Below are 19,841 nucleotides of genomic sequence, written 5' to 3' on the forward strand. Positions count from 1 at the left end.
CGCGCGCCCCCCGGCGGAGGAATTACCCGGACGAGTGCATCGGCGAACCGGAAACTGACGGCGGATCAGCCGACGGCGCCGCATCGCGCCCGGCCGGCGCCACCCCCTTCCTACTTCGGAGTAACTTCGCTACAGTGACCGGCACGCACCACCGCCGGGCTTCGGGAGCCGCACCGGCGGGTGTCGCGCCCCGCGCGCGACCGGGTGCCGTCGCACGGTCCGCCGGTGATCCACCGCGCCGGGCCGGCCGTCAACCGGGGCCGCGCGCCCCGAGTCACGCCACCTCGCGGTCCGGCCAGAGCGGACTGGCCGCCGTCGAGCGGCGTACCAACACCGAGCGCCGGGCACCGAGCGCCGTCGCCACCCGCACCGCCTGGCGCGCCCCCATGCTCACCGGGCGCCCACCGCGCACGCACGCAAAGCGCACCAACGCCCACCGCGCACGCGCCAAGCGCACCAGCACTCGCGCGCCCCTGCGCACCAGCACCCGAGCACCCCCGCACCCCAGCACGCGCACCGTCGAGCGCCCCGCGCGCCGCCGGTGCCCCCGCGCGTCCCTCACGCGCCACCAACCGCCCGCCCCGCCCGGCCGCCGTCCCGGCCGCGTTCGCCGACCCCCTGATCACCCCGTGCTCAGGCCCTTCGGCCTCCCCGAAAGGACCAGCAACGATGCAGGCTCCCGACAACCCCGCAAACCCCGAAGGCACCACCCCGTTCCCCACCGTCGCCGTGGTGGGCGTGGGCACCATGGGTGCCGGAATCGCCGTCGCCGTGGCCCGCTCCGGGCGCCGGGTGATCGGCATCGAGGCCGACGGCGCGACCGCCGCCAAGGCCCTGGCCCGGATCGAGGAGGCCACCGCGCACGCCGTGGCCCGCGAGCGGCTGACCGCCGAGGAGCGCACCGCGCTGCTCGCCCGGATCACCGTCGGCGAGCAGCTGTCCGCCGCCGCAGAGGCCGACCTGGTGATCGAGGAGGTCCCCGAGCAACTGGAGCTCAAGCGCGAGCTGTTCGCCGAGCTGGACCGGATCTGCCCGCCCGACACCGTGCTGGCCACCGGCACCACCTCGCTCTCGGTGACCCGGATCGCCGCCGCCACCGGCCGCCCGGAGAAGGTGCTCGGCCTGCACTTCTTCAACCCGGTGCACGCGATGAAGCTGGTCGAGGTGGTGCGCAGCGTCCTCACCGCGCCCCAAGTGGCCGATCAGGCCGCCGAGTTCGCTCGCCAGCTGGGCAAGGAGCCGGTGGCGGCGGGTGACCGGGCCGGTTTCGTGGTCAACGGGCTGCTCTTCGCCTACCTCAACCAGGCCGCCGCGATGTTCGAGTCCCGCTACGCGACCCGCGAGGACATCGACGCGGCGATGCGGCTGGGCTGCGGCCTGCCGATGGGCCCGCTGGCGCTGCTCGACCTGATCGGCCTGGACACCGCCCGCACGGTGCTGGAGGCGATGTACGAGCAGTCCAGGGATCGGCTGCACGCTCCGGCACCGATCCTCGGCCAGCTGGTCTCGGCGGGCCTGCTGGGCCGCAAGACCGGCCGGGGCTTCTACACCTACGAGGCGCCCGGCTCGTCCCGGGTGTTGGCGGAGCCGGGCACCGGCGCGGCGGCCCGGGTGGCCGGGCGCACGGTGCACTCGGTCGGCGTCTGCGGTTCGGGGACCATGGCCACCGGCATCGCCGAGGTCTTCGCCAAGGCCGGCCACCCGGTCACCCTGGTCGCCCGCAGCCAGGAGAAGGCGGACCGGGCCAAGGCGCAGCTGGCCAAGTCGCTGGACCGCTCGGTGGCCAAGGGCCGGCTGACCGCGGAGCAGCGCGACGGCGCCCTCGGCCTGGTCACCGCCGGCGGTTCCCTCGCCGACCTGCACCAGGCGGACCTGGTGCTGGAGGCCGTGGCCGAGGACCTGGGCGTCAAGCGGGAGCTGTTCGCCACCCTCGACAAGATCGCCAAGCCGGGCGCGGTGCTGGCCACCACCACCTCCAGCCTGCCGGTGATCAGCTGCGCGACCGCGACCTCGCGGCCGCAGGACGTGATCGGGATGCACTTCTTCAATCCGGCCCCGGCGATGAAGCTGGTCGAGGTGGTCTCCACGGTGCTGACCGCCCCGGAGGTCACGTCGACCGTGCTGGAGCTGTGCGGCGGGATCCGCAAGCACCCGGTGGAGTGCGGCGACCGGGCCGGCTTCATCGTGAACGCGCTGCTCTTCCCGTACCTGAACGACGCGGTGCGGATGCTGGAGGAGCACTACGCGACGGTGGACGACATCGACACCGCGATGAAGCTCGGCTGCGGGTACCCGATGGGCCCGTTCGAGCTGCTGGACGTGGTCGGCCTGGACGTCTCGCTGACCATCGAGCGGGTGCTGCACCAGGAGTTCCGGGAGCCGGGGCTGGCCGCCGCGCCGCTGCTGGAGCACCTGGTGGCGGCGGGCTGCCTGGGCCGCAAGACCGGTCGCGGATTCCGCGACCACGCCCGCCGATGACCGGCGGCGGCCCGGCGGGGGTGCCGGCGCCCCACCCCGAGGGCCCCCGTCCCTTCTGGACCGGCGGCGCAGGGGCCCGGCCGCTGCCCCGGACCGGCGCGGAGCGGGCCCGGGGGGCGTGTAGCGTTCCAGGCATGGACCGGGAACAGTCATCCGCTGAGCAGGACCTCCGTACCGTCGACAACGGGCCCGGCAGCCGCCGGGCGGCGGCGCAACGGCAGCAGATGAGGCAGGACCTGGCCACCGCGGCGATGGAGCTGTTCGCCACCCAGGGCTACGAGGAGACGACGGTCGATCAGATCGCCGCCGCGGCCGGGGTGGCCCGGCGGACCTTCTTCCGGTACTTCCGGTCGAAGGAGGAGGCGATCTTCCCGGACCACGACGACACCCTGGTGCGGGTGGCCGACCTGCTGGCCAGTGCCGAGCCGGAGGAGCACCCGCTGGACGTGGTCTGCCGCGGCATCAAGGAGGTGCTGCGGATGTACGCCTCCACGCCCGGGGTGTCGGTGGCCCGCTACCAGCTGATCCGCCAGGTGCCGGCGCTGCGGGAGCGGGAGATCGCGGTGGTGTCCCGCTACGAGCGGCTCTTCACCCGCTACCTGCTGGGCCGGTTCGACGCCTCGGACAGCATTCCGCCGGGCTGGCAGCACGGCGGTGACGACGACTCGATGCTGGCCGAGGTCTCCGCGGCGGCCGTGGTCGCGGCCCACAACCACGTCCTGCGGCGCTGGCTGCGGGCCGGCGGGCACGGCGACGTGGAGGCGCAGCTCGACCACTCCTTCGAGGTGATCCGCGGCACCTTCTGGGCGACCCCACCGAGTGGTGTGCGGCGCCGCGGCACTGCTGTGACACCCAGTGCCAGTGGGAATGGCACGCTGCCCGGCGGGCTCGGGGTTGCCAGCGCACTGAGTGCCACCCCTGGCGGTGAGGTACTCATCACAGTGGCCCGGACCGATGCCCCGCTGGACGTCGTGCTGGACAGCATCAAGGCCGCACTCAGTCGATAGTCGCAGCAAATACGCAGGTCAGAAGGCCCGTCACGGCAATCGTGGCGGGCCTTCCGGCGTCCTTGCGAACACCCGCAGCTGCAACGGGAATAGCCGGAAAATCATGGCACCGAGTGTCTTTACGAGTGGCACAGGGTGCCAGTAGCTTGTTACCCACCAGTCGCGGCGCCGCGGCTCCCCACCTCGGCGCGCCGTCGTCCGGCGTCCCCACACCCCGGGGACAACCAGCCAATCCACCCACGTTCCACCCGTGTCACAGACCACTGCGTAGCCGGTGTCCGCTCCCGGCTCCCCCAGACGCCCTGTGCGCCCTCACACAGGTACGCCTTCGGAGGCAGCCATGAAGGAAATCCTCGACGCGATCCTCAGCGCCGACAGCACGTCCGCGGACTTCGCCGCGCTCAAGCTCCCGGAGTCCTACCGGGCCGTCACGCTCCACAAGGACGAGGAGCAGATGTTCGCCGGCCTGGACAGCCGCGACAAGGACCCGCGCGAGTCGCTCCACCTGGACGACGTCCCGCTGCCCGAACTCGGCCCCGGCGAGGCCCTGGTGGCCGTGATGGCCAGCGCCGTCAACTACAACACCGTCTGGTCCTCGATCTTCGAGCCGGTCTCCACCTTCGGCTTCCTGGAGCGGTACGGCCGGCTCTCCCCGCTGACCAAGCGCCACGACCTCCCGTACCACGTCGTCGGCTCCGACCTGGCCGGCGTGGTGCTGCGCACCGGCGCCGGGGTCAACGCCTGGAAGCCGGGCGACGAGGTGGTCGCGCACTGCCTCTCCGTGGAGTTGGAGAGCCCCGACGGCCACAACGACACCATGATGGACCCGGAGCAGCGGATCTGGGGCTTCGAGACCAACTTCGGCGGGCTCGCCCAGCTGGCGCTGGTGAAGACCAACCAGCTGCTGCCCAAGCCGGCCCACCTCACCTGGGAGGAGGCCGCCTCCCCCGGCCTGGTCAACTCCACCGCCTACCGCCAGCTGGTGTCCCGCAACGGCGCCGGCATGAAGCAGGGCGACAACGTGCTGATCTGGGGCGCCAGCGGCGGCCTCGGCTCCTACGCCACCCAGTACGCCCTGGCCGGCGGCGCCACCCCGATCTGCGTCGTCTCCAGCCCGCAGAAGGCCGACATCTGCCGCGCCATGGGCGCCGAGGCGATCATCGACCGCAGCGCCGAGGGCTACAGGTTCTGGAAGGACGAGAACACCCAGGACCCGCGCGAGTGGAAGCGCCTGGGCGCCAAGATCCGCGAGTTCACCGGCGGCGAGGACGTGGACATCGTCTTCGAGCACCCGGGCCGGGAGACCTTCGGCGCCTCGGTCTACGTGACCCGCAAGGGCGGCACCATCGTCACCTGCGCCTCCACCTCCGGCTACATGCACCAGTACGACAACCGCTACCTGTGGATGTCGCTCAAGCGGATCGTCGGCTCGCACTTCGCCAACTACCGCGAGGCCTACGAGGCCAACCGCCTGATCGCCAAGGGCAAGATCCACCCGACGGTCTCCAAGGTCTACCCGCTGGAGCAGACCGGCCAGGCCGCCCTGGACGTGCACCACAACAAGCACCAGGGCAAGGTCGGCGTGCTCTGCCTGGCCCCGCAGGAGGGCCTGGGCGTGCGCGACCACGAGCTGCGCGCCAAGCACCTCCCCGCCATCAATCGCTTCCGGGACATCTGATGACGGACCGTCAGAAGAGGGACCGGCCCTGGCTGATGCGCACCTACGCCGGCCACTCCACGGCGGCGGACTCCAACGCGCTCTACCGGCGCAACCTGGCGAAGGGCCAGACCGGCCTCTCGGTCGCCTTCGACCTGCCCACCCAGACCGGCTACGACTCGGACCACGTGCTGGCCCGCGGCGAGGTCGGCCGGGTCGGCGTGCCGGTCGGCCACATCGGCGACATGCGGACCCTGTTCGACGGGATCCCGCTGGAGCAGACGAACACCTCGATGACCATCAACGCCACCGCCATGTGGCTGCTGGCGCTCTACCAGGTGGTCGCCGAGGAGCAGGGCGCGGACATCGCCAAGCTGACCGGCACCACCCAGAACGACATCATCAAGGAGTACCTGTCGCGCGGGACGCACGTCTTCCCGCCCGGCCCCTCGGTGCGGCTGATCACCGACATGATCGCCTACACCGTGGCCAACATCCCCAAGTGGAACCCGATCAACATCTGCAGCTACCACCTGCAGGAGGCCGGGGCCACCCCGGTGCAGGAGATCGCCTTCGCGATGTGCACGGCGATCACCGTGCTGGACGCGGTGCGCGACTCCGGCCAGGTGCCGGCCGAGCGGATGGGCGAGGTGGTCGGCCGGATCTCGTTCTTCGTGAACGCGGGCGTCCGGTTCGTCGAGGAGATGTGCAAGATGCGGGCCTTCGCCCAGCTCTGGGAGAAGGTCACCCGGGAGCGCTACGGCATCGAGGACCCCAAGCAGCGGCGGTTCCGCTACGGCGTGCAGGTCAACTCGCTCGGCCTGACCGAGGCCCAGCCGGAGAACAACGTCCAGCGCATCGTCCTGGAGATGCTGGCCGTCACCCTCTCCAAGGACGCCCGTGCCCGTGCCGTCCAACTCCCGGCCTGGAACGAGGCGCTGGGGCTGCCCCGGCCCTGGGACCAGCAGTGGTCGCTGCGGATCCAGCAGGTGCTGGCCTACGAGTCGGACCTGCTGGAGTACGGCGACATCTTCAACGGCTCCGAGGTGATCGAGGCCAAGACCGCCGAGTTGCTGGCCGGCGCGGAGGCGGAGATCGCCAAGGTGCTGGAGCAGGGCGGGGTGGTCGCGGCGGTCGAGTCCGGCTACCTGAAGTCCGCACTGGTCGCCTCGCACGCCGAGCGGCGGGCCAGGATCGAGGCGGGCGAGGACAAGATCGTCGGAGTGAACTGCTTCGACACCACCGAGGAGAGCCCGCTCACCGCCGACCTGGACACCGCCATCATGGTGGTGGACCCGGCCAGCGAGCAGGCCGTCCTGGACAGCCTCAAGCTGTGGCGGGCGGAGCGCGACGAGGCGGCGGCGCAGCAGGCGCTGGTCGAGCTGAAGCGGGTCGCCGCCACCCGGAGCAACCTGATGGACGCCACCCTGGCCTGCGCCAGGGCCGGGGTGACCACCGGCGAGTGGTCCTTCGCGCTGCGCGAGGTGTTCGGCGAGTACCGGGCGCCCACCGGGGTCGGCGGCGCGCCGATCGCGGTGGCCGCCGAGCCGGGCGGCGAACTGGCCCGGGTGCGGGCCAAGGTCACGGCGACCGCCGCCGAGCTGGGCACCGCCAAGCTGCGGCTGCTGGTCGGCAAGCCGGGCCTGGACGGCCACTCCAACGGCGCCGAGCAGATCGCGGTGCGGGCCCGGGACGCCGGCTTCGAGGTGGTCTACCAGGGGATCCGGCTGACGCCGGAGCAGATCGTCTCGGCGGCCGTCGCCGAGGACGTGCACTGCGTGGGGCTGTCGATCCTCTCCGGCGCCCATCCCGAGCTGGTTCCGGACGTACTGCAGCGGCTGGAGCGGGCGGGGGTGGAGGATGTGCCAGTGATCGTCGGTGGCATCATCCCCGCTGCGGACGCCGAGGCCCTGCGGGCCGCCGGTGTCGCCGCGGTCTTCACCCCGAAGGACTTCGGCATCACCACCATCATCGGCCGGATCGTCGACGAGATCCGCACGGCCAACCATCTCGGCCCTTACCAGGAAGAGACCCCCGCCCAATGAGCAATGTGAACCGCCTCCGCCCCCGCCGCTCCTGCCTGGCGGTGCCGGGCAGCAACCCGCGCTTCCTCGAGAAGGCCCAGGGCCTGCCCGCCGACCAGGTCTTCCTGGACCTGGAGGACGCGTGCGCCCCCGCGGTCAAGGAGAGCGCCCGGCTCAACATCGTCGACGCGCTGAACAACGGCGACTGGGGCGGCAAGACCAAGGTGGTCCGGGTCAACGACTGGACCACCCACTGGACCTACCGCGACGTGATCACCGTGGTGGAGGGCGCGGGCCCGAACCTGGACTGCATCATGCTGCCCAAGGTGCAGGACGCCGAGCAGGTCAAGGCGCTGGACCTGCTGCTCACCCAGATCGAGAAGACCATGGGCTTCGAGGTCGGCCGGATCGGCATCGAGGCGCAGATCGAGAACGCCAAGGGCCTGATCAACGTCGACGCGATCGCCACCGCCTCGCAGCGCGTGGAGACCATCATCTTCGGCCCGGCCGACTTCATGGCCTCGATCAACATGAAGTCGCTGGTGGTCGGCGAGCAGCCGCCCGGCTACCACGCCGACGCCTACCACTACATCCTGATGCGGATCCTGATGGCGGCCCGCGCCAACGACCTGCAGGCGATCGACGGCCCCTACCTGCAGATCCGCAACCAGGAGGGCTACCGCGAGGTGGCGGGCCGCTCGGCCGCGCTCGGCTTCGACGGCAAGTGGGTGCTGCACCCGGACCAGGTCGCCGCGGCCAACGAGATCTACTCGCCCTCCCAGGAGGACTACGACCACGCCGAGCTGATCCTGGACGCCTACGACTGGTGCACCTCGGAGGCGGGCGGCTTCAAGGGGTCGGCGATGCTCGGCGACGAGATGATCGACGAGGCCAGCCGGAAGATGGCGCTGGTGATCTCCGGCAAGGGCCGGGCCGCCGGCATGCAGCGCACCTCCAAGTTCGAAGCACCGGAGGCCTGATCATGCAGTTCGGACGCACCTACGAGGAGTTCGAGGTCGGCGCGGTCTACAAGCACTGGCCCGGCAAGACGGTCACCGAGTACGACGACCACCTCTTCTGCCTGCTCACCATGAACCACCACCCGCTCCACATGGACACCAACTACGCGGAGCGGACCACCGACTTCGGCAAGAACGTGGTGGTGGGCAACTACGTCTACTCGCTGCTGCTCGGCATGTCCGTCCCGGACGTCTCCGGCAAGGCGATCGCCAACCTGGAGATCGAGTCGCTGCGGCACGTGGCGCCGACCTTCCACGGCGACACCATCTACGGCGAGACCACGGTGCTCGACAAGTGGCCCTCCAAGTCCAAGGACGACCGGGGCATCGTCTACGTCGAGACCAAGGGCTACAAGCAGGACGGCACGGTCGTCTGCGTCTTCCGCCGCAAGGTGATGGTGCCGACCGAGACCTACACCGAGGCGCGGGGCGGCGAGCAGCCCGGCCGCCCGACGCCGCTCTCCTGACCCTCCGCACCCCCGGGGGGCGGGCGCCGTCATCGCCCGTACCTCCGGTCGTGGGGCGCCGCGGATGTCACGCTCCGCGGCGCCCCCACCCCTTCGCCCGTCGCCCGCCACCGCCCCCTGCGGGGCACGCTGTGCGACACCCTTCCCACAGACCTGAACGGAGCCGCACGATGGGACGCCTCGCACAGACCGACGGCCTCACCGAGATCCAGCGGGACATCCTCGCCACCGTGCGGGAGTTCGTCGACAAGGAGATCATCCCGGTCGCCACCGAGCTGGAGCACAAGGACGAGTACCCGACCGCCATCGTCGAGGGCATGAAGCAGCTCGGCCTGTTCGGGCTCACCATCCCCGAGGAGTACGGCGGCCTCGGCGAGTCGCTGCTCACCTACGCCCTGGTGGTGGAGGAGATCGCCCGCGGCTGGATGTCCGTCTCCGGCATCGTCAACACCCACTTCATCGTCGCCCACATGATCAACGCCCACGGCACCCAGGAGCAGAAGGACTACTTCCTGCCCAAGATGGCGGCCGGCGAGATCCGCGGCGCCTTCTCCATGTCCGAGCCGGCCCTCGGCTCCGACGTCGCCGCGATCTCCACCAAGGGCGTCAAGGACGGGGACTGCTACGTCCTGAACGGCCAGAAGATGTGGCTGACCAACGGCGGCAGCTCCACCCTGGTCGCGGTGCTCTGCAAGACCGACGAGGGCGGCAGCACCCCTTACAAGAACATGACCACCTTCCTGATCGAGAAGACGGCCGGTTTCGGCCCGAACCCGACGGTCCCCGGCCTGACCGTGCCCGGCAAGATCGAGAAGATGGGCTACAAGGGCGTCGACACCACCGAGCTGGTGCTCCAGGACGTCCGGATCCCGGCGGACCGGATCCTCGGCGGCGTCCCCGGCCGCGGCTTCTACCAGATGATGGACGGCGTCGAGGTGGGCCGGGTCAACGTGGCCGCCCGCGGCTGCGGTGTCGCCCGTCGCGCCTTCGAGCTGGGCATCTCGTACGCCCAGCAGCGCACCACCTTCGGCAAGAAGATCGCCGAGCACCAGGCGATCCAGTTCAAGCTGGCCGAGATGGCCACCAAGGTCGAGGCCGCGCACCAGATGATGGTGATGGCCGCCCGCAAGAAGGACAGCGGCCAGCGCAACGACCTCGAGGCGGGCATGGCCAAGTACCTCGCCTCCGAGTACTGCAAGGAGGTCGTCGAGGACGCCTTCCGGATCCACGGCGGCTACGGGTTCTCCAAGGAGTACGAGATCGAGCGGCTCTACCGGGAGGCACCGATGTTGCTGATCGGTGAGGGTACGGCGGAGATCCAGAAGATGATCGTGGGTCGCCGCCTGCTGGAGGAGTACAAGCTGGCCGAGTAGGCCACCTCCGGGCCCCGAACCGGGCCGGACCCCGGGCCCCGGCGACGACCGCGCCGGGGCCCTTCCGCACGGCTGAGAGAAGACTCACTGACCGTGGCCCGACCCTTGGGAACCGTGCGGGGGCCCGCTACGGTCGTATACATAGCGCGTGCACTCCGGCACGCAGGAGACAGTTGAACGAGCAGGCGGGTTGCCCACCCACCACCTGCTCCCGATAGCATCCACCGGGACAGCAGCTGTCCCCTTCTCACCCGATCCCCGCGGTGGCCCCTCTCGGTCGGCCATGATCCCCCGCGACAAAGGTCTTCGATGCCCATCAGCCCGTCCCCTCACTCCTCCGTCACGGAGCGCGATCCCTTCGCTCCCGAGACGGCCGGTCGGCGACCCCGCGTGACCATCGCGCGCGGAGCCACCCCCTGGTTCGTCCCGACCCTGGCCACCGCCGCCCTGACCACCGCTCTCACCAAGCGGAACGGCAAGTGGGCGCTGGCCGCGGTACCGGCCTGCGCGCTCAGCGCGGGCATGCTGTGGTTCTTCCGCGACCCGGAGCGTGAGATCGGCACCGGCAGAGTGATCTCGCCGGCCGACGGCGTGGTGCAGAGCATCGACGCCTGGCCGGACGGCCGGACCCGGGTCGCGATCTTCATGAGCCCGCTGAACGTGCACGTCAACCGGGCGCCGCTGCCCGGCACGGTGACCTCCGTCGAGCACATCGCCGGTGGCTTCGTGCCCGCCTTCAACAAGGACAGCGACCGCAACGAGCGGGTCGTCTGGCACTTCGACACCGAGCTCGGCGACATCGAGATGGTGCAGATCGCGGGCGCCGTGGCGCGCCGCATCGTGCCGTACGTCCCGGCCGGTACCAAGGTCGAGCAGGGCGAGCGGATCGGTCTGATCCGCTTCGGCTCCCGCGTCGACACCTACCTGCCGGCCGGCGTCGAGGTGGGCGTCACGGTCGGCCAGAAGACGACGGCGGGAGTGACACGCCTTGACCGTGACTGATCCCGAAACCCTGGTGGGCCTCGACGACCCGGAGGAGACCGAGCTGCGTCGGCGCCGCTGGGCGCGCGACCGCGAGCTGCGCGCGCCCCGTCCCCCGCAGGCCCTGTCCACGGCCGACTTCCTGACCCTGGGCAATGCCGTCTGCGGCTTCCTCGCGATCTACTCCGTCACCACCAACATGCTGATCCCGCACATCACCGGGAGCAGCAGCGGTGGCGGCACCATGCGGCACGGTGCGGCCACGGCGGTCACCCTGCTGCTGCTCGGCGCGATGTGCGACCTGTTCGACGGCCTGGTGGCCCGCAAGCTGCGCGCCTCCGCGCTCGGCGCCGAGCTGGACAACCTGGCCGACCTGATCAGCTTCGGCATCGCGCCGGCCTACTTCGTCGCGGTCTGGGGCATCGTCTCGCCCGGCACCAACCAGGGCCTGTCGGCGTTCATCGCGCTGACCGTGCTGCTGGCGGTGGTGCTGCGGCTGGCCCGGTTCTCGGCCGTCAAGATGCGTCCCGGGGTCTTCCAGGGCATGCCCTGCCCGATGGGCGCGCTGACGGTGATCGCCATCGTGCTGCTCGACCCGCCGTTCCTGCCCGGCCTGCTGGCGATCTTCGGGGTGGCCTACCTCATGGTCAGCCGGGTCGAGTACCCCAAGCCGCAGGGTCTGCTGGCCACCGCCACGCTCGGCTGGATCGTGGTCTCGATCGGCTGCCTGGCCGCCTGGGCCGCCGGACTGCCCGGCGGCGACGTGCTGATGCACATCGGCGCCTTCGCCCAGATCGCGCTGGCCGCGATGGCGCCGCTGTTGGTGATCCGCCGCAAGGTGGGCCAGAAGGTCGGCGACGTGCGGGCCCGGCGGGCGGAGTCCCGCGGCTGCTGAGCCGCCCGTAGCAAGCCCGAGGGCCCCGGAACGATCCCGTTCCGGGGCCCTCGGTGCATCTCCGGCCTGACGGGCCCTCAGGCGCCGTCAGGGGCGCTCACGGCGGGGCGTGCCCCAGGCGCCCACGGCGTCCACCGCGGGGCGTGCCCGAGGCGCTCACCACCCTGCACGCCTCAGGCGCCGCCGTGGTGCAGGCTGAACGCCGAGCGGCGGGCCGCCCGGGCGACGGCCGGGTCGGGGTGCACCGAGGAGACGGCGGTGAGCACCGAGGCGGCCCGCGGGTGCGCGGACTGCCGGGCCCGGGCGAACAGCCGCATCGGGTCGCCCGCGCTGGCACCCTCGACGTGGCCGACCAGCAGCTCGGTCTCGCCGTGGTCGAGCACCGCGGCGGCGGTGTCCACCCAGAGCCAGGCGGCGTCCTCGGCGCTCAGCACGTCCGAGGGGACCACCCCGCCCTCGTCCAGCTGCTCGGCCAGCCAGAGCAGCGCGTAGGGCCGCAGCACCGGCTCGTCCACAGCGGAGCGGACCGCCTGTTCGGCGGTACCGCCGGCCACCCGCAGCGCCTCGAACGCCAGGCCGCGCAGCAGGGCGTCCTCGCCGCGGGCGACCTCCAGCAGCTCGGCCACCGCGCGGTCCACCGGCCGGGCGGCCACCCAGGCGCGGTACTCGGCCCGGGCCGGGCCCGGGGAGTAGTTGGCGCAGGCGTCCAGCAGCTCGAGGGCGCTCTGCTCGATGTGCCCGGCCGCGGTCTGCGCGACGGTGCAGATCTCCTCCAGCTTGGCCCGGACCGCCCAGTGGCCCAACGGGGAGAGCTCGGCGGCGGCGTCCCGGCGGACCACGGCGCCGACGGCGGTCAGCCCGTCCAGCATCCAGTCCAGCACGGCGGCCACGTCGGACGGGGCCGGCGGGGTGTCGATCTGCGGCTCCCGGCAGGTGCCGCGCACCGCGGAGACGGCCGAGGCGGCGTGCGGCACGGGGGAGAGCGCGGCGAACTCGCCGCCGCCGCGCCGCCGCTCGTCCAGGCCGCGGCGGAGCAGCTCCATCAGCTCGCCGTCGGCCACCGGGCCGTCCACCAGGTGCAGGAAGGAGAGCAGCTGCGGGGCCTGGTCGACGGCCTGTCCGGCCAGCATCGCGAAGACCCCGCGCAGTGCGGCGGGCGGCACCGGGGCGAGCAGCGTCCAGGCGTCGAACAGCGCGGACCAGCCGCGCAGCACCGCCTCGTCGTCGTGCTCCCAGGCGTGCAGCCGCCAGCCCGGGGCGGCGCCGCCGTCCCGGGGTTCGACCAGGCCGACCATCAGGGCCTGGGCCCAGGCCTTGGCGGCGGCGCCGACGGTCATGGCGAGGGCCCGCCCAGCGGCCCGGGCGTCGTCGGGCAGCAGTTCGCCGCGCTTGTCGACGGCCTCGAGCTCGCCGGCCCAGCGGGCGATCCGAACCGCGTCGGCCAGCATCCGGCGGGCCAGCGGCGCCAGCTCGCCGGGGCCGGGGAAGCCGTCGGGCACCGGGACCCGGCCGCGCCCGGGGGCGGGCTTGGGGGTGCGTCGGCGGTTGGCGGAACGGCCCGGCTGGGCGCCGTCGACACGACGGGCCGCGCCGGGCAGACGGGTCACCGTCGCGCCGGTGCCCGTGGCCGGCGGGAGCGGGGCATCACGGTCGCGCGGATTCCGAGACGTCACGCCATGCAGTCTTCCCCGTGTACGGGGCGGTTGTCACATCGAGTTCGGCGCGCCTCGGACAGAATCAGGTCACGCGGGGCCGTGACTCGGGGCAAGAGCGGCCAAACCGGGCCTCCGGCGGCCGGTGATCTGTGCACGACAGTACTGGCTGGCACCGAACGTGGTCAAGGGGTCACCCAACGCGCGCGGGCCGCGAGGGGGCCGCCCGCGCGGGCGCGGGGCGGTCAGGGCGATCAGAGGATCGGCGTGAGGAAGCGCCGCAGCAGCTCCTCGTAGCGCGCGGGGTCGGCGTTCCAGAGCCCGGCGTGACCGGCCCCGGGAAAGGCGTGCAGCGAGACCAGGTCGCTGCGGCGCTCGGCCAGCCGCTCGGCGTCCCGCAACGGCGCCACGCCGTCCTCCGAGGCGGCCAGCAGCAGGGTCGGGCTCGCCAGGTCGGTGCCGTCGGCGATCCGCGCCAGGCCCGCCAGGTCGATCCCGGTGCGCCCCTGGACGGCCCAGGCGCCCAGCCGGCCGGCCACCGTCCCGGCGCCCGCCATGGCCGCCACCTCGCGCACCGTGGCGGCCGCCTCCAGCACCGGCGAGTCCAGCACCAGGGCGGCCAGGTCATCGCGGTGGTCGGAGCGGGCGGCGGTCTGCAGCACCGTGGTCGCGCCGACCGACCAGCCGTACAGCACGATCCGGCCGGCCCCGGCGTCCTTGGCGAACCGGATCGCCGCCTCCACGTCCTGCCACTCGGTCTCACCGAAGTGCCCGAGGCCGTCCGGGGAGGCGGGCGCGCCCTGGTCGCCCCGGTAGCTGACCACCAGGGCCGGCAGCCGCAGCCGGTGCAGCACCGGCAGCACCGGGAGGGCCTGCCGGCGGTCGGAGAGCGGGCCGTGCACCAGGATCACCCAGGTCCCGCGCACTCCTGGCACGTACCAGGCGGGCAGCCCGCCCAGCTCGCCGTCGACCACCACGTCCATGTAGTCCAGGCCGCAGGCCGAGCCGGGATCGCCGCGCAGCACCCGGTAGCTCAGCTCGACCTCGGTGCCGTCGGCGGGCGGGCTGCCGGCGGACCGCTCGACGCGGCGGACGACCGTCTGCGCACCGGTGGCCAGGACGTCGCCGACCACGGCGTGGCCACCGGGCCAGTCCACGGCGTAGATGCCGCGCCGGCCGCTGTCCGCGGTCCGGGTCAGGGTCACCTCGCGGGGCGTCATCCGCAGCACGCGCAGCACCGGCTCGCCCGCGATCGGCCCGTGCTCCGCCGCCTCCGGGCGCAGCGCGAGGTCGGAGACCCGTCGGCCGACCAGCAGCATGGCCACACCCGCCCCGATGGCGACGGTGGCGGCCGATGCGACGACGGTTCCCCAACGCATGGCTCTCCCCGGGTGATGACGAGGGCGGCGGACCCCACCAGTTCACCCCGGAACGTGCGAACCCGCCACCGCAGCGCAGCCACCCGCCCGGCCCCCGGCACGACGCGGACCGCACCACGCCGATCGTGGTCGACCGCCCTGGGCCGGGCTGGTTGACGCCCGGAGAGCGGGCGTGATGGGATCGCTGGGCCATACGGAGGCATAGGAGAGGAAGCCGGTGCGAATCCGGCGCGGTCCCGCCACTGTCACCGGGGCGCGGCAGTTCGGCCGCCCCGGGAGCCAGGAACTCTCGCCCCCGTTACGTCGACCCGGGGCGCGGACCCTGAGTGAGGACACGCTTCGATGCAGCGCGCCGTCGCCGGCTACGCCTGCGGCGCGGTGGCCGGCTACGCCGCCGACGCCGTGTTCGCCGACCCCCGGCGCGGCCACCCGGTGGCCGCCTTCGGCCGGGCCGCCACCTCCCTGGAACGCGCGCTCTGGCGCGACCACCGCGGCGCCGGCGCCCTGCACACCGCCCTCGCGGTGGGGGCGGTGGCCGCCGGGGCGGCACTGCTGGAGCGGGGCGCCGGGCCCGCCCGCCGGACCGTCAGCGCCGCACTGGCCACCTGGACGGTGCTCGGCGGCAGCTCGCTGGTCCGGGAGGCCCGCGCCATCGGCGGCCGGCTGGCGGACGGTGACCTGGCGGCGGCCCGGGAGCGGCTGCCGCACCTGTGCGGGCGGGACCCGAGCGGGCTGGACGAGCAGCAGATCGCCCGCGCGGTGGTGGAGTCGGTGGCCGAGAACACCGCGGACGCCGTGGTCAACGCGCTGGTCTGGGGCGCGCTGGCGGGCACCCCGGGGCTGCTGGCGTTCCGGGCGGTCAACACCCTGGACGCGATGGTGGGTCACAAGTCGCCGCGCTACCGGCGGTTCGGCTGGACGGCGGCCCGGCTGGACGACGTCGCGGGCTGGCCGGGCGCCCGCCTGACCGCGCTGCTCACGGTGGCCGCCGCCGAGGACCGCGGGCGGGCCTGGCGGGTCTGGCGGCGGGACGGTTCGGCGCATCCGAGCCCCAACGCGGGCCAGGCCGAGTCGGCGTTCGCGGGGGCGCTCGGCGTGCGGCTCGGCGGCACCCTGCGGTACGGCACCCGCGTCGAGCACCGCCCCGTGCTGGGGGCCGAGCAGCGCCCGGTGGCGCTCGGCGACATCGAGCGGGCCTGTCGACTGTCGCGCCGGGTGGGCCTGTTGGCGCTGGGGGCCACGGTGGTGGCGCGCGCACTGTGGAAGGGACGTCGATGAGCAACGCGATCCTGATCGCCGGGACCACCTCGGACGCCGGCAAGAGCGTGGTGACCGCCGGGATCTGCCGCTGGCTGGCCCGGCAGGGCGTCGAGGTGGCGCCGTTCAAGGCGCAGAACATGTCGCTCAACTCGATGGTCACGGCGGACGGTGCCGAGATCGGCCGGGCCCAGGTGATGCAGGCGCAGGCCGCCGGGGTCGAGCCGGAGGCGGCGATGAACCCGGTGCTGCTCAAGCCCGGCGGCGACGGGCGCAGCCAGGTGGTACTGCTGGGGCGCCCGGTCGCGGAGGTCGGCGCACTCGACTACCGGGAGCGCAAGCCGTACCTGTTGGAGCGTTCGCTGGAGTGCCTGGCCGATCTGCGCCGCCGGTTCGACGTGGTGGTGTGCGAGGGCGCGGGCTCGCCGGCCGAGATCAACCTGCGGGACCGCGACATCGCCAACATGGGCCTGGCCCGGGCCGCCGAGCTGCCGGTCCTGGTGGTCGGCGACATCGACCGCGGCGGGGTCTTCGCGGCGATGTTCGGGACGCTGGCGCTGCTCGGCCCCGAGGACCAGCGGCTGGTGGCCGGCTGGCTGGTCAACAAGTTCCGCGGTGACGCCCGGCTGCTGAAGCCCGGCCTGGACATGCTGCACGAGCTGACCGGCCGTCCGGTGCTCGGCACCCTGCCGATGCTGGCCGACCTGTGGCTGGACGCGGAGGACTCGCTGGACCTGGCCACGGCGGTGGAGCGCGGCGCGGTGGCCGGTCCGCACGGCCGGGACGTGCTGCGGGTGGCGGTGCTGCGGCTACCGCGGCTGTCCAACTTCACCGACGTGGACGCGCTGGCCCAGGAGCCCGGGGTGCTGGTGCGCTGGGCGACCCGCCCCGAGGAGCTGGCGGACGCCGACCTGGTGGTGCTGCCGGGCACCCGGGCCACGGTGGCCGACCTGGCCTGGCTGCGCGAGCGCGGCCTCGACCAGCCGCTGCGGGAGCGGGCGTCGGCCGGCCGGCCGGTGCTCGGGGTGTGCGGCGGCTACCAGATGCTGGGGCAGCGGATCACCGACCGGGTGGAGTCCGGGGCCGGAGTGGTCGACGGGCTCGGACTGCTGCCGGTGCGGGTGGAGTTCCAGACCGGGAAGACCCTCGGACGGCCGGTCGGCGAGGCGTACGGCGAGCGGGTCGAGGGCTACGAGATCCACCACGGGGTGGCCCGGGTCGAGGGCGGGGAGGCCTTCCTGGACGGCTGCCGGGTGGGCGCCGTGTGGGGCACCACCTGGCACGGGGCACTGGAGAACGACGGGTTCCGCCGGGCCTTCCTGCGCGAGGTCGCGGCGCTGGCCGGGCGGGACTTCACACCGGCGCCCGACACCTCGTTCGCGGCGGCCCGCGAGGCCCGGCTGGACCGGCTGGGCGATCTGATCGAAGAGCATGCCGACACCGACGCGCTGTGGCGGCTGATCGAGCGCGGGGTGGACGGCGCCCTGCCGTTCGTCCCGCCGGGGGCTCCGGCGGCGCGTGCTGTGGAAGGTGAACTCCTGTGAGTGACGTCCGATACCCGTTCACGGCGATCGTCGGGATGGCCGATCTGCGGCTCGCGCTGCTGCTGAACGCGGTCTCGCCGGCGGTCGGCGGGGTGCTGGTGCGCGGCGAGAAGGGCACCGCGAAGTCGACCATGGTGCGGGCCCTGGCCGGGCTGCTGCCGTCGATCGCGGTGGCCGACGGCTGCCGGTTCGCCTGCGACCCGGCGGCGCCCGACCCGCAGTGCCCGGACGCGCCGCACTCCGCGGGCTCCCACGAGCGGCCGGCCCGGCTGGTGGAGCTGCCGGTCGGGGTGACCGAGGACCGGATCGTCGGCTCGCTGGACCTCGAACGGGCGCTCGCCCAGGGCGTGAAGGCCTACGAGCCGGGGCTGCTGGCCCAGGCGCACCGCGGCGTGCTCTACATCGACGAGGTGAACCTGCTGCAGGACCACGTGGTCGACCTGCTGCTGGACGCGGCCGCCATGGGGCGCTCCTACGTGGAGCGCGAGGGCGTCTCGGTGCGGCACGCGGCGCGGTTCCTGCTGGTCGGCACGATGAACCCGGAGGAGGGCGAGCTGCGGCCGCAGCTGCTCGACCGGTTCGGGCTCACCGTGGAGATCGCGGCCACCCGGGACCCGCAGGAGCGGGCCGAGGTGGTGCGGCGGCGGCTGGCCTACGACGCGGACCCGGAGGGGTTCGCCGCCGGCTTCCGGGACGCCGAGCAGGCGCTTGCCCAGCGGATCGGCGCGGCCCGCGAGCTGCTGCCGTCCGTTGTGCTGGGCGATGCGGCGCTGCGTCAGATCACCGCGGTCTGCGCCGCCTTCGAGGTGGACGGGCTGCGCGCGGACATCGTGATGGCCCGCACCGCCGTCGCCCTGGCAGCCTGGGCCGGCCGTGGCGCGGTGGAGGAGGAGGACGTCCGCAAGGCCGCGCAGCTGGCCCTGCCGCACCGGCGCCGCCGCAACCCGTTCGACGCGCCCGGTCTGGACGAGGAGCAGCTGGACCGCACGCTGAGCGAGCACAGCGAGCCGGACGCCGAGCCGGACGGCGACGGCCCGGACGGCGGTGGCTCGGACGGCGACGGCCCTGACGGCGGTGGCGGCCCGGACGGCGGCGGCCCGGACGACGGCGGCCCGGACGACGGTCCCGGCGGCGGCCCCGGCGGGGCTCCGGAGCCGTCCGAGGGCGCGGTGCCCGAGGCCGCGCCGGCCGAGGACCTCCAGCAGGCCGCCCCCAAGCTGCCCGCGCCCGGCGGCGCCCCCGCCCGCGAGTCCGCCCCGGTCGCGGCCGCCGAGCCGTACCGCACCCGCCTGTTCAAGGTCCCCGGCACCGGTCACGGCGCCCAGGGCCGCCGTTCCCCCGCCGAGACCGACGGGGGCCACACCATCCGCGACCGCCGCCCCCAGGGCCAGTTGACCCGCCTGCACCTGTCCGCCACGCTGCGCGCCGCCGCCCCGCACCAGCACGCCCGCGGCCGCTCCGGCCGGGCCCTGGTGCTGCGCCCGGACGACTTCCGCGAGCAGGTGCGCCGCGGCCGCGAGTCCAACCTGGTGCTCTTCGTGGTCGACGCCTCCGGCTCGATGGCCGCCCGGCAGCGGATGACCGCCGTCAAGGGCGCCGTGCTGTCGCTGCTGATGGACGCCTACCAGCGCCGCGACAAGATCGGCATGATCACCTTCCGGGGCAGCGGTGCCGAGCTGGCGCTGCCGCCGACCTCCTCGGTGGAGGTCGGCGCGGCCCGGCTGGAGAAGCTGCCCACCGGCGGCCGCACTCCGCTGGCCGCCGGCCTGCTGCGCGCCCACGAGGTGCTGCGGCTGGAGCGCCTGCGCGACCCGCTGCGCCGCCCCCTGCTGGTGGTGGTCACCGACGGCCGGGCCACCGGCGGGGGCAGCGCGCGGGGCGGCGGCGCCCTGGCCGAGGCCGGCCGGGCCGCCGGGCTGCTGGCCGCCCGGGGCACCGCCGCCGTGGTGCTGGACTGCGAGTCCGGCCCGGTCCGGCTCGGCCTGGCCCGCACCCTGGCCGGCCAGTTGAACGCCACCTCCGTCACCCTGGACGAACTGCGTGCCGAGGGCGTGGCCGCCCTGGTGCACGCCCACCGCCCGACCCCCTCACGAAAGGCAGCGTGATCC

14 protein-coding genes and 1 riboswitch are annotated in these 19,841 nt (G+C 73.5%); of the genes, 12 read left to right on the forward strand and 2 right to left on the reverse strand.

Annotation, left to right across the window (positions count from 1 at the left end):
- Window positions 1-669 precede the first annotated feature (669 nt).
- The 9 genes from LN042_RS14535 to LN042_RS14575 all read left to right on the forward strand — a co-directional run bounded on the left by LN042_RS14535 (window position 670) and on the right by LN042_RS14575 (window position 11,901).
- The gene (locus LN042_RS14535; RefSeq protein WP_230051610.1) at window positions 670-2,478 is read left to right on the forward strand and encodes a 3-hydroxyacyl-CoA dehydrogenase family protein; all 1,809 of its coding nucleotides are present in this window, start codon (window positions 670-672) and stop codon (window positions 2,476-2,478) included.
- A gap of 134 nt (window positions 2,479-2,612) precedes the next feature.
- Window positions 2,613-3,485 carry a TetR family transcriptional regulator gene (locus LN042_RS14540; RefSeq protein ID WP_230051611.1) on the forward strand — a complete coding sequence of 291 codons (873 nt, stop codon included), beginning with the start codon at window positions 2,613-2,615 and terminating at the stop codon, window positions 3,483-3,485.
- 340 nt (window positions 3,486-3,825) lie between these two features.
- Entirely contained in the window at window positions 3,826-5,163 is a 1,338-nt protein-coding gene (gene ccrA, locus LN042_RS14545) for a crotonyl-CoA carboxylase/reductase (protein WP_230051612.1), read from the forward strand.
- Window positions 5,163-7,187 carry an ethylmalonyl-CoA mutase gene (locus LN042_RS14550; RefSeq protein WP_230051613.1) on the forward strand — a complete coding sequence of 675 codons (2,025 nt, stop codon included), beginning with the start codon at window positions 5,163-5,165 and terminating at the stop codon, window positions 7,185-7,187. Before ccrA ends, LN042_RS14550 begins: the two co-directional genes overlap by 1 nt.
- The gene (locus tag LN042_RS14555; RefSeq protein ID WP_230051614.1) at window positions 7,184-8,146 is read left to right on the forward strand and encodes an HpcH/HpaI aldolase/citrate lyase family protein; all 963 of its coding nucleotides are present in this window, start codon (window positions 7,184-7,186) and stop codon (window positions 8,144-8,146) included. The genes LN042_RS14550 and LN042_RS14555 overlap by 4 nt, the downstream gene beginning before the upstream one ends.
- A 2-nt stretch (window positions 8,147-8,148) precedes the next feature.
- Window positions 8,149-8,652, forward strand: coding sequence for a MaoC family dehydratase (locus tag LN042_RS14560; protein WP_230051615.1), 504 nt, complete (start codon window positions 8,149-8,151; stop codon window positions 8,650-8,652).
- 170 nt (window positions 8,653-8,822) lie between these two features.
- Entirely contained in the window at window positions 8,823-10,025 is a 1,203-nt protein-coding gene (locus LN042_RS14565; RefSeq protein WP_230051616.1) for an acyl-CoA dehydrogenase family protein, read from the forward strand.
- Between the two features lie 309 nt (window positions 10,026-10,334).
- Complete coding sequence (locus tag LN042_RS14570) at window positions 10,335-11,027, forward strand: phosphatidylserine decarboxylase (protein WP_230051617.1); 693 nt, start codon at window positions 10,335-10,337, stop codon at window positions 11,025-11,027.
- Window positions 11,014-11,901: a CDP-alcohol phosphatidyltransferase family protein gene (locus tag LN042_RS14575; RefSeq protein ID WP_372495737.1), complete on the forward strand. Its 888-nt coding sequence runs from the start codon at window positions 11,014-11,016 to the stop codon at window positions 11,899-11,901. The genes LN042_RS14570 and LN042_RS14575 overlap by 14 nt, the downstream gene beginning before the upstream one ends.
- Window positions 11,902-12,074: 173 nt before the next feature.
- On the opposite strand, the gene LN042_RS14580 is transcribed toward LN042_RS14575, so the two are convergent.
- Together LN042_RS14580 and LN042_RS14585 are read right to left on the reverse strand one after the other, a co-directional pair.
- Window positions 12,075-13,574: a hypothetical protein gene (locus LN042_RS14580; protein ID WP_230051618.1), complete on the reverse strand. Its 1,500-nt coding sequence runs from the start codon at window positions 13,572-13,574 to the stop codon at window positions 12,075-12,077.
- 233 nt (window positions 13,575-13,807) lie between these two features.
- Window positions 13,808-14,932 (reverse strand): alpha/beta hydrolase, encoded by a 1,125-nt coding sequence (locus tag LN042_RS14585; protein ID WP_230051619.1) that lies wholly within the window; start codon window positions 14,930-14,932, stop codon window positions 13,808-13,810.
- Between the two features lie 180 nt (window positions 14,933-15,112).
- Window positions 15,113-15,243: riboswitch (cobalamin riboswitch) on the forward strand.
- Window positions 15,244-15,274: 31 nt separating this feature from the next.
- On the opposite strand from LN042_RS14585, the gene LN042_RS14590 reads away from it, so the two are divergent.
- Genes LN042_RS14590 through LN042_RS14600 form a run of 3 tightly spaced genes read left to right on the forward strand, consistent with a single transcriptional unit; the run spans window position 15,275 to window position 19,838 of the window.
- The gene (locus LN042_RS14590; RefSeq protein ID WP_230051620.1) at window positions 15,275-16,210 is read left to right on the forward strand and encodes a cobalamin biosynthesis protein; all 936 of its coding nucleotides are present in this window, start codon (window positions 15,275-15,277) and stop codon (window positions 16,208-16,210) included.
- Window positions 16,207-17,733, forward strand: coding sequence for a cobyric acid synthase (locus LN042_RS14595; RefSeq protein WP_230051621.1), 1,527 nt, complete (start codon window positions 16,207-16,209; stop codon window positions 17,731-17,733). The genes LN042_RS14590 and LN042_RS14595 overlap by 4 nt, the downstream gene beginning before the upstream one ends.
- A gap of 35 nt (window positions 17,734-17,768) precedes the next feature.
- Window positions 17,769-19,838, forward strand: coding sequence for a putative cobaltochelatase (locus tag LN042_RS14600; RefSeq protein ID WP_230051674.1), 2,070 nt, complete (start codon window positions 17,769-17,771; stop codon window positions 19,836-19,838).
- Window positions 19,839-19,841 lie beyond the last annotated feature (3 nt).

The organism is Kitasatospora humi (genome assembly GCF_020907985.1).
Lineage (GTDB): Bacteria > Actinomycetota > Actinomycetes > Streptomycetales > Streptomycetaceae > Kitasatospora > Kitasatospora humi.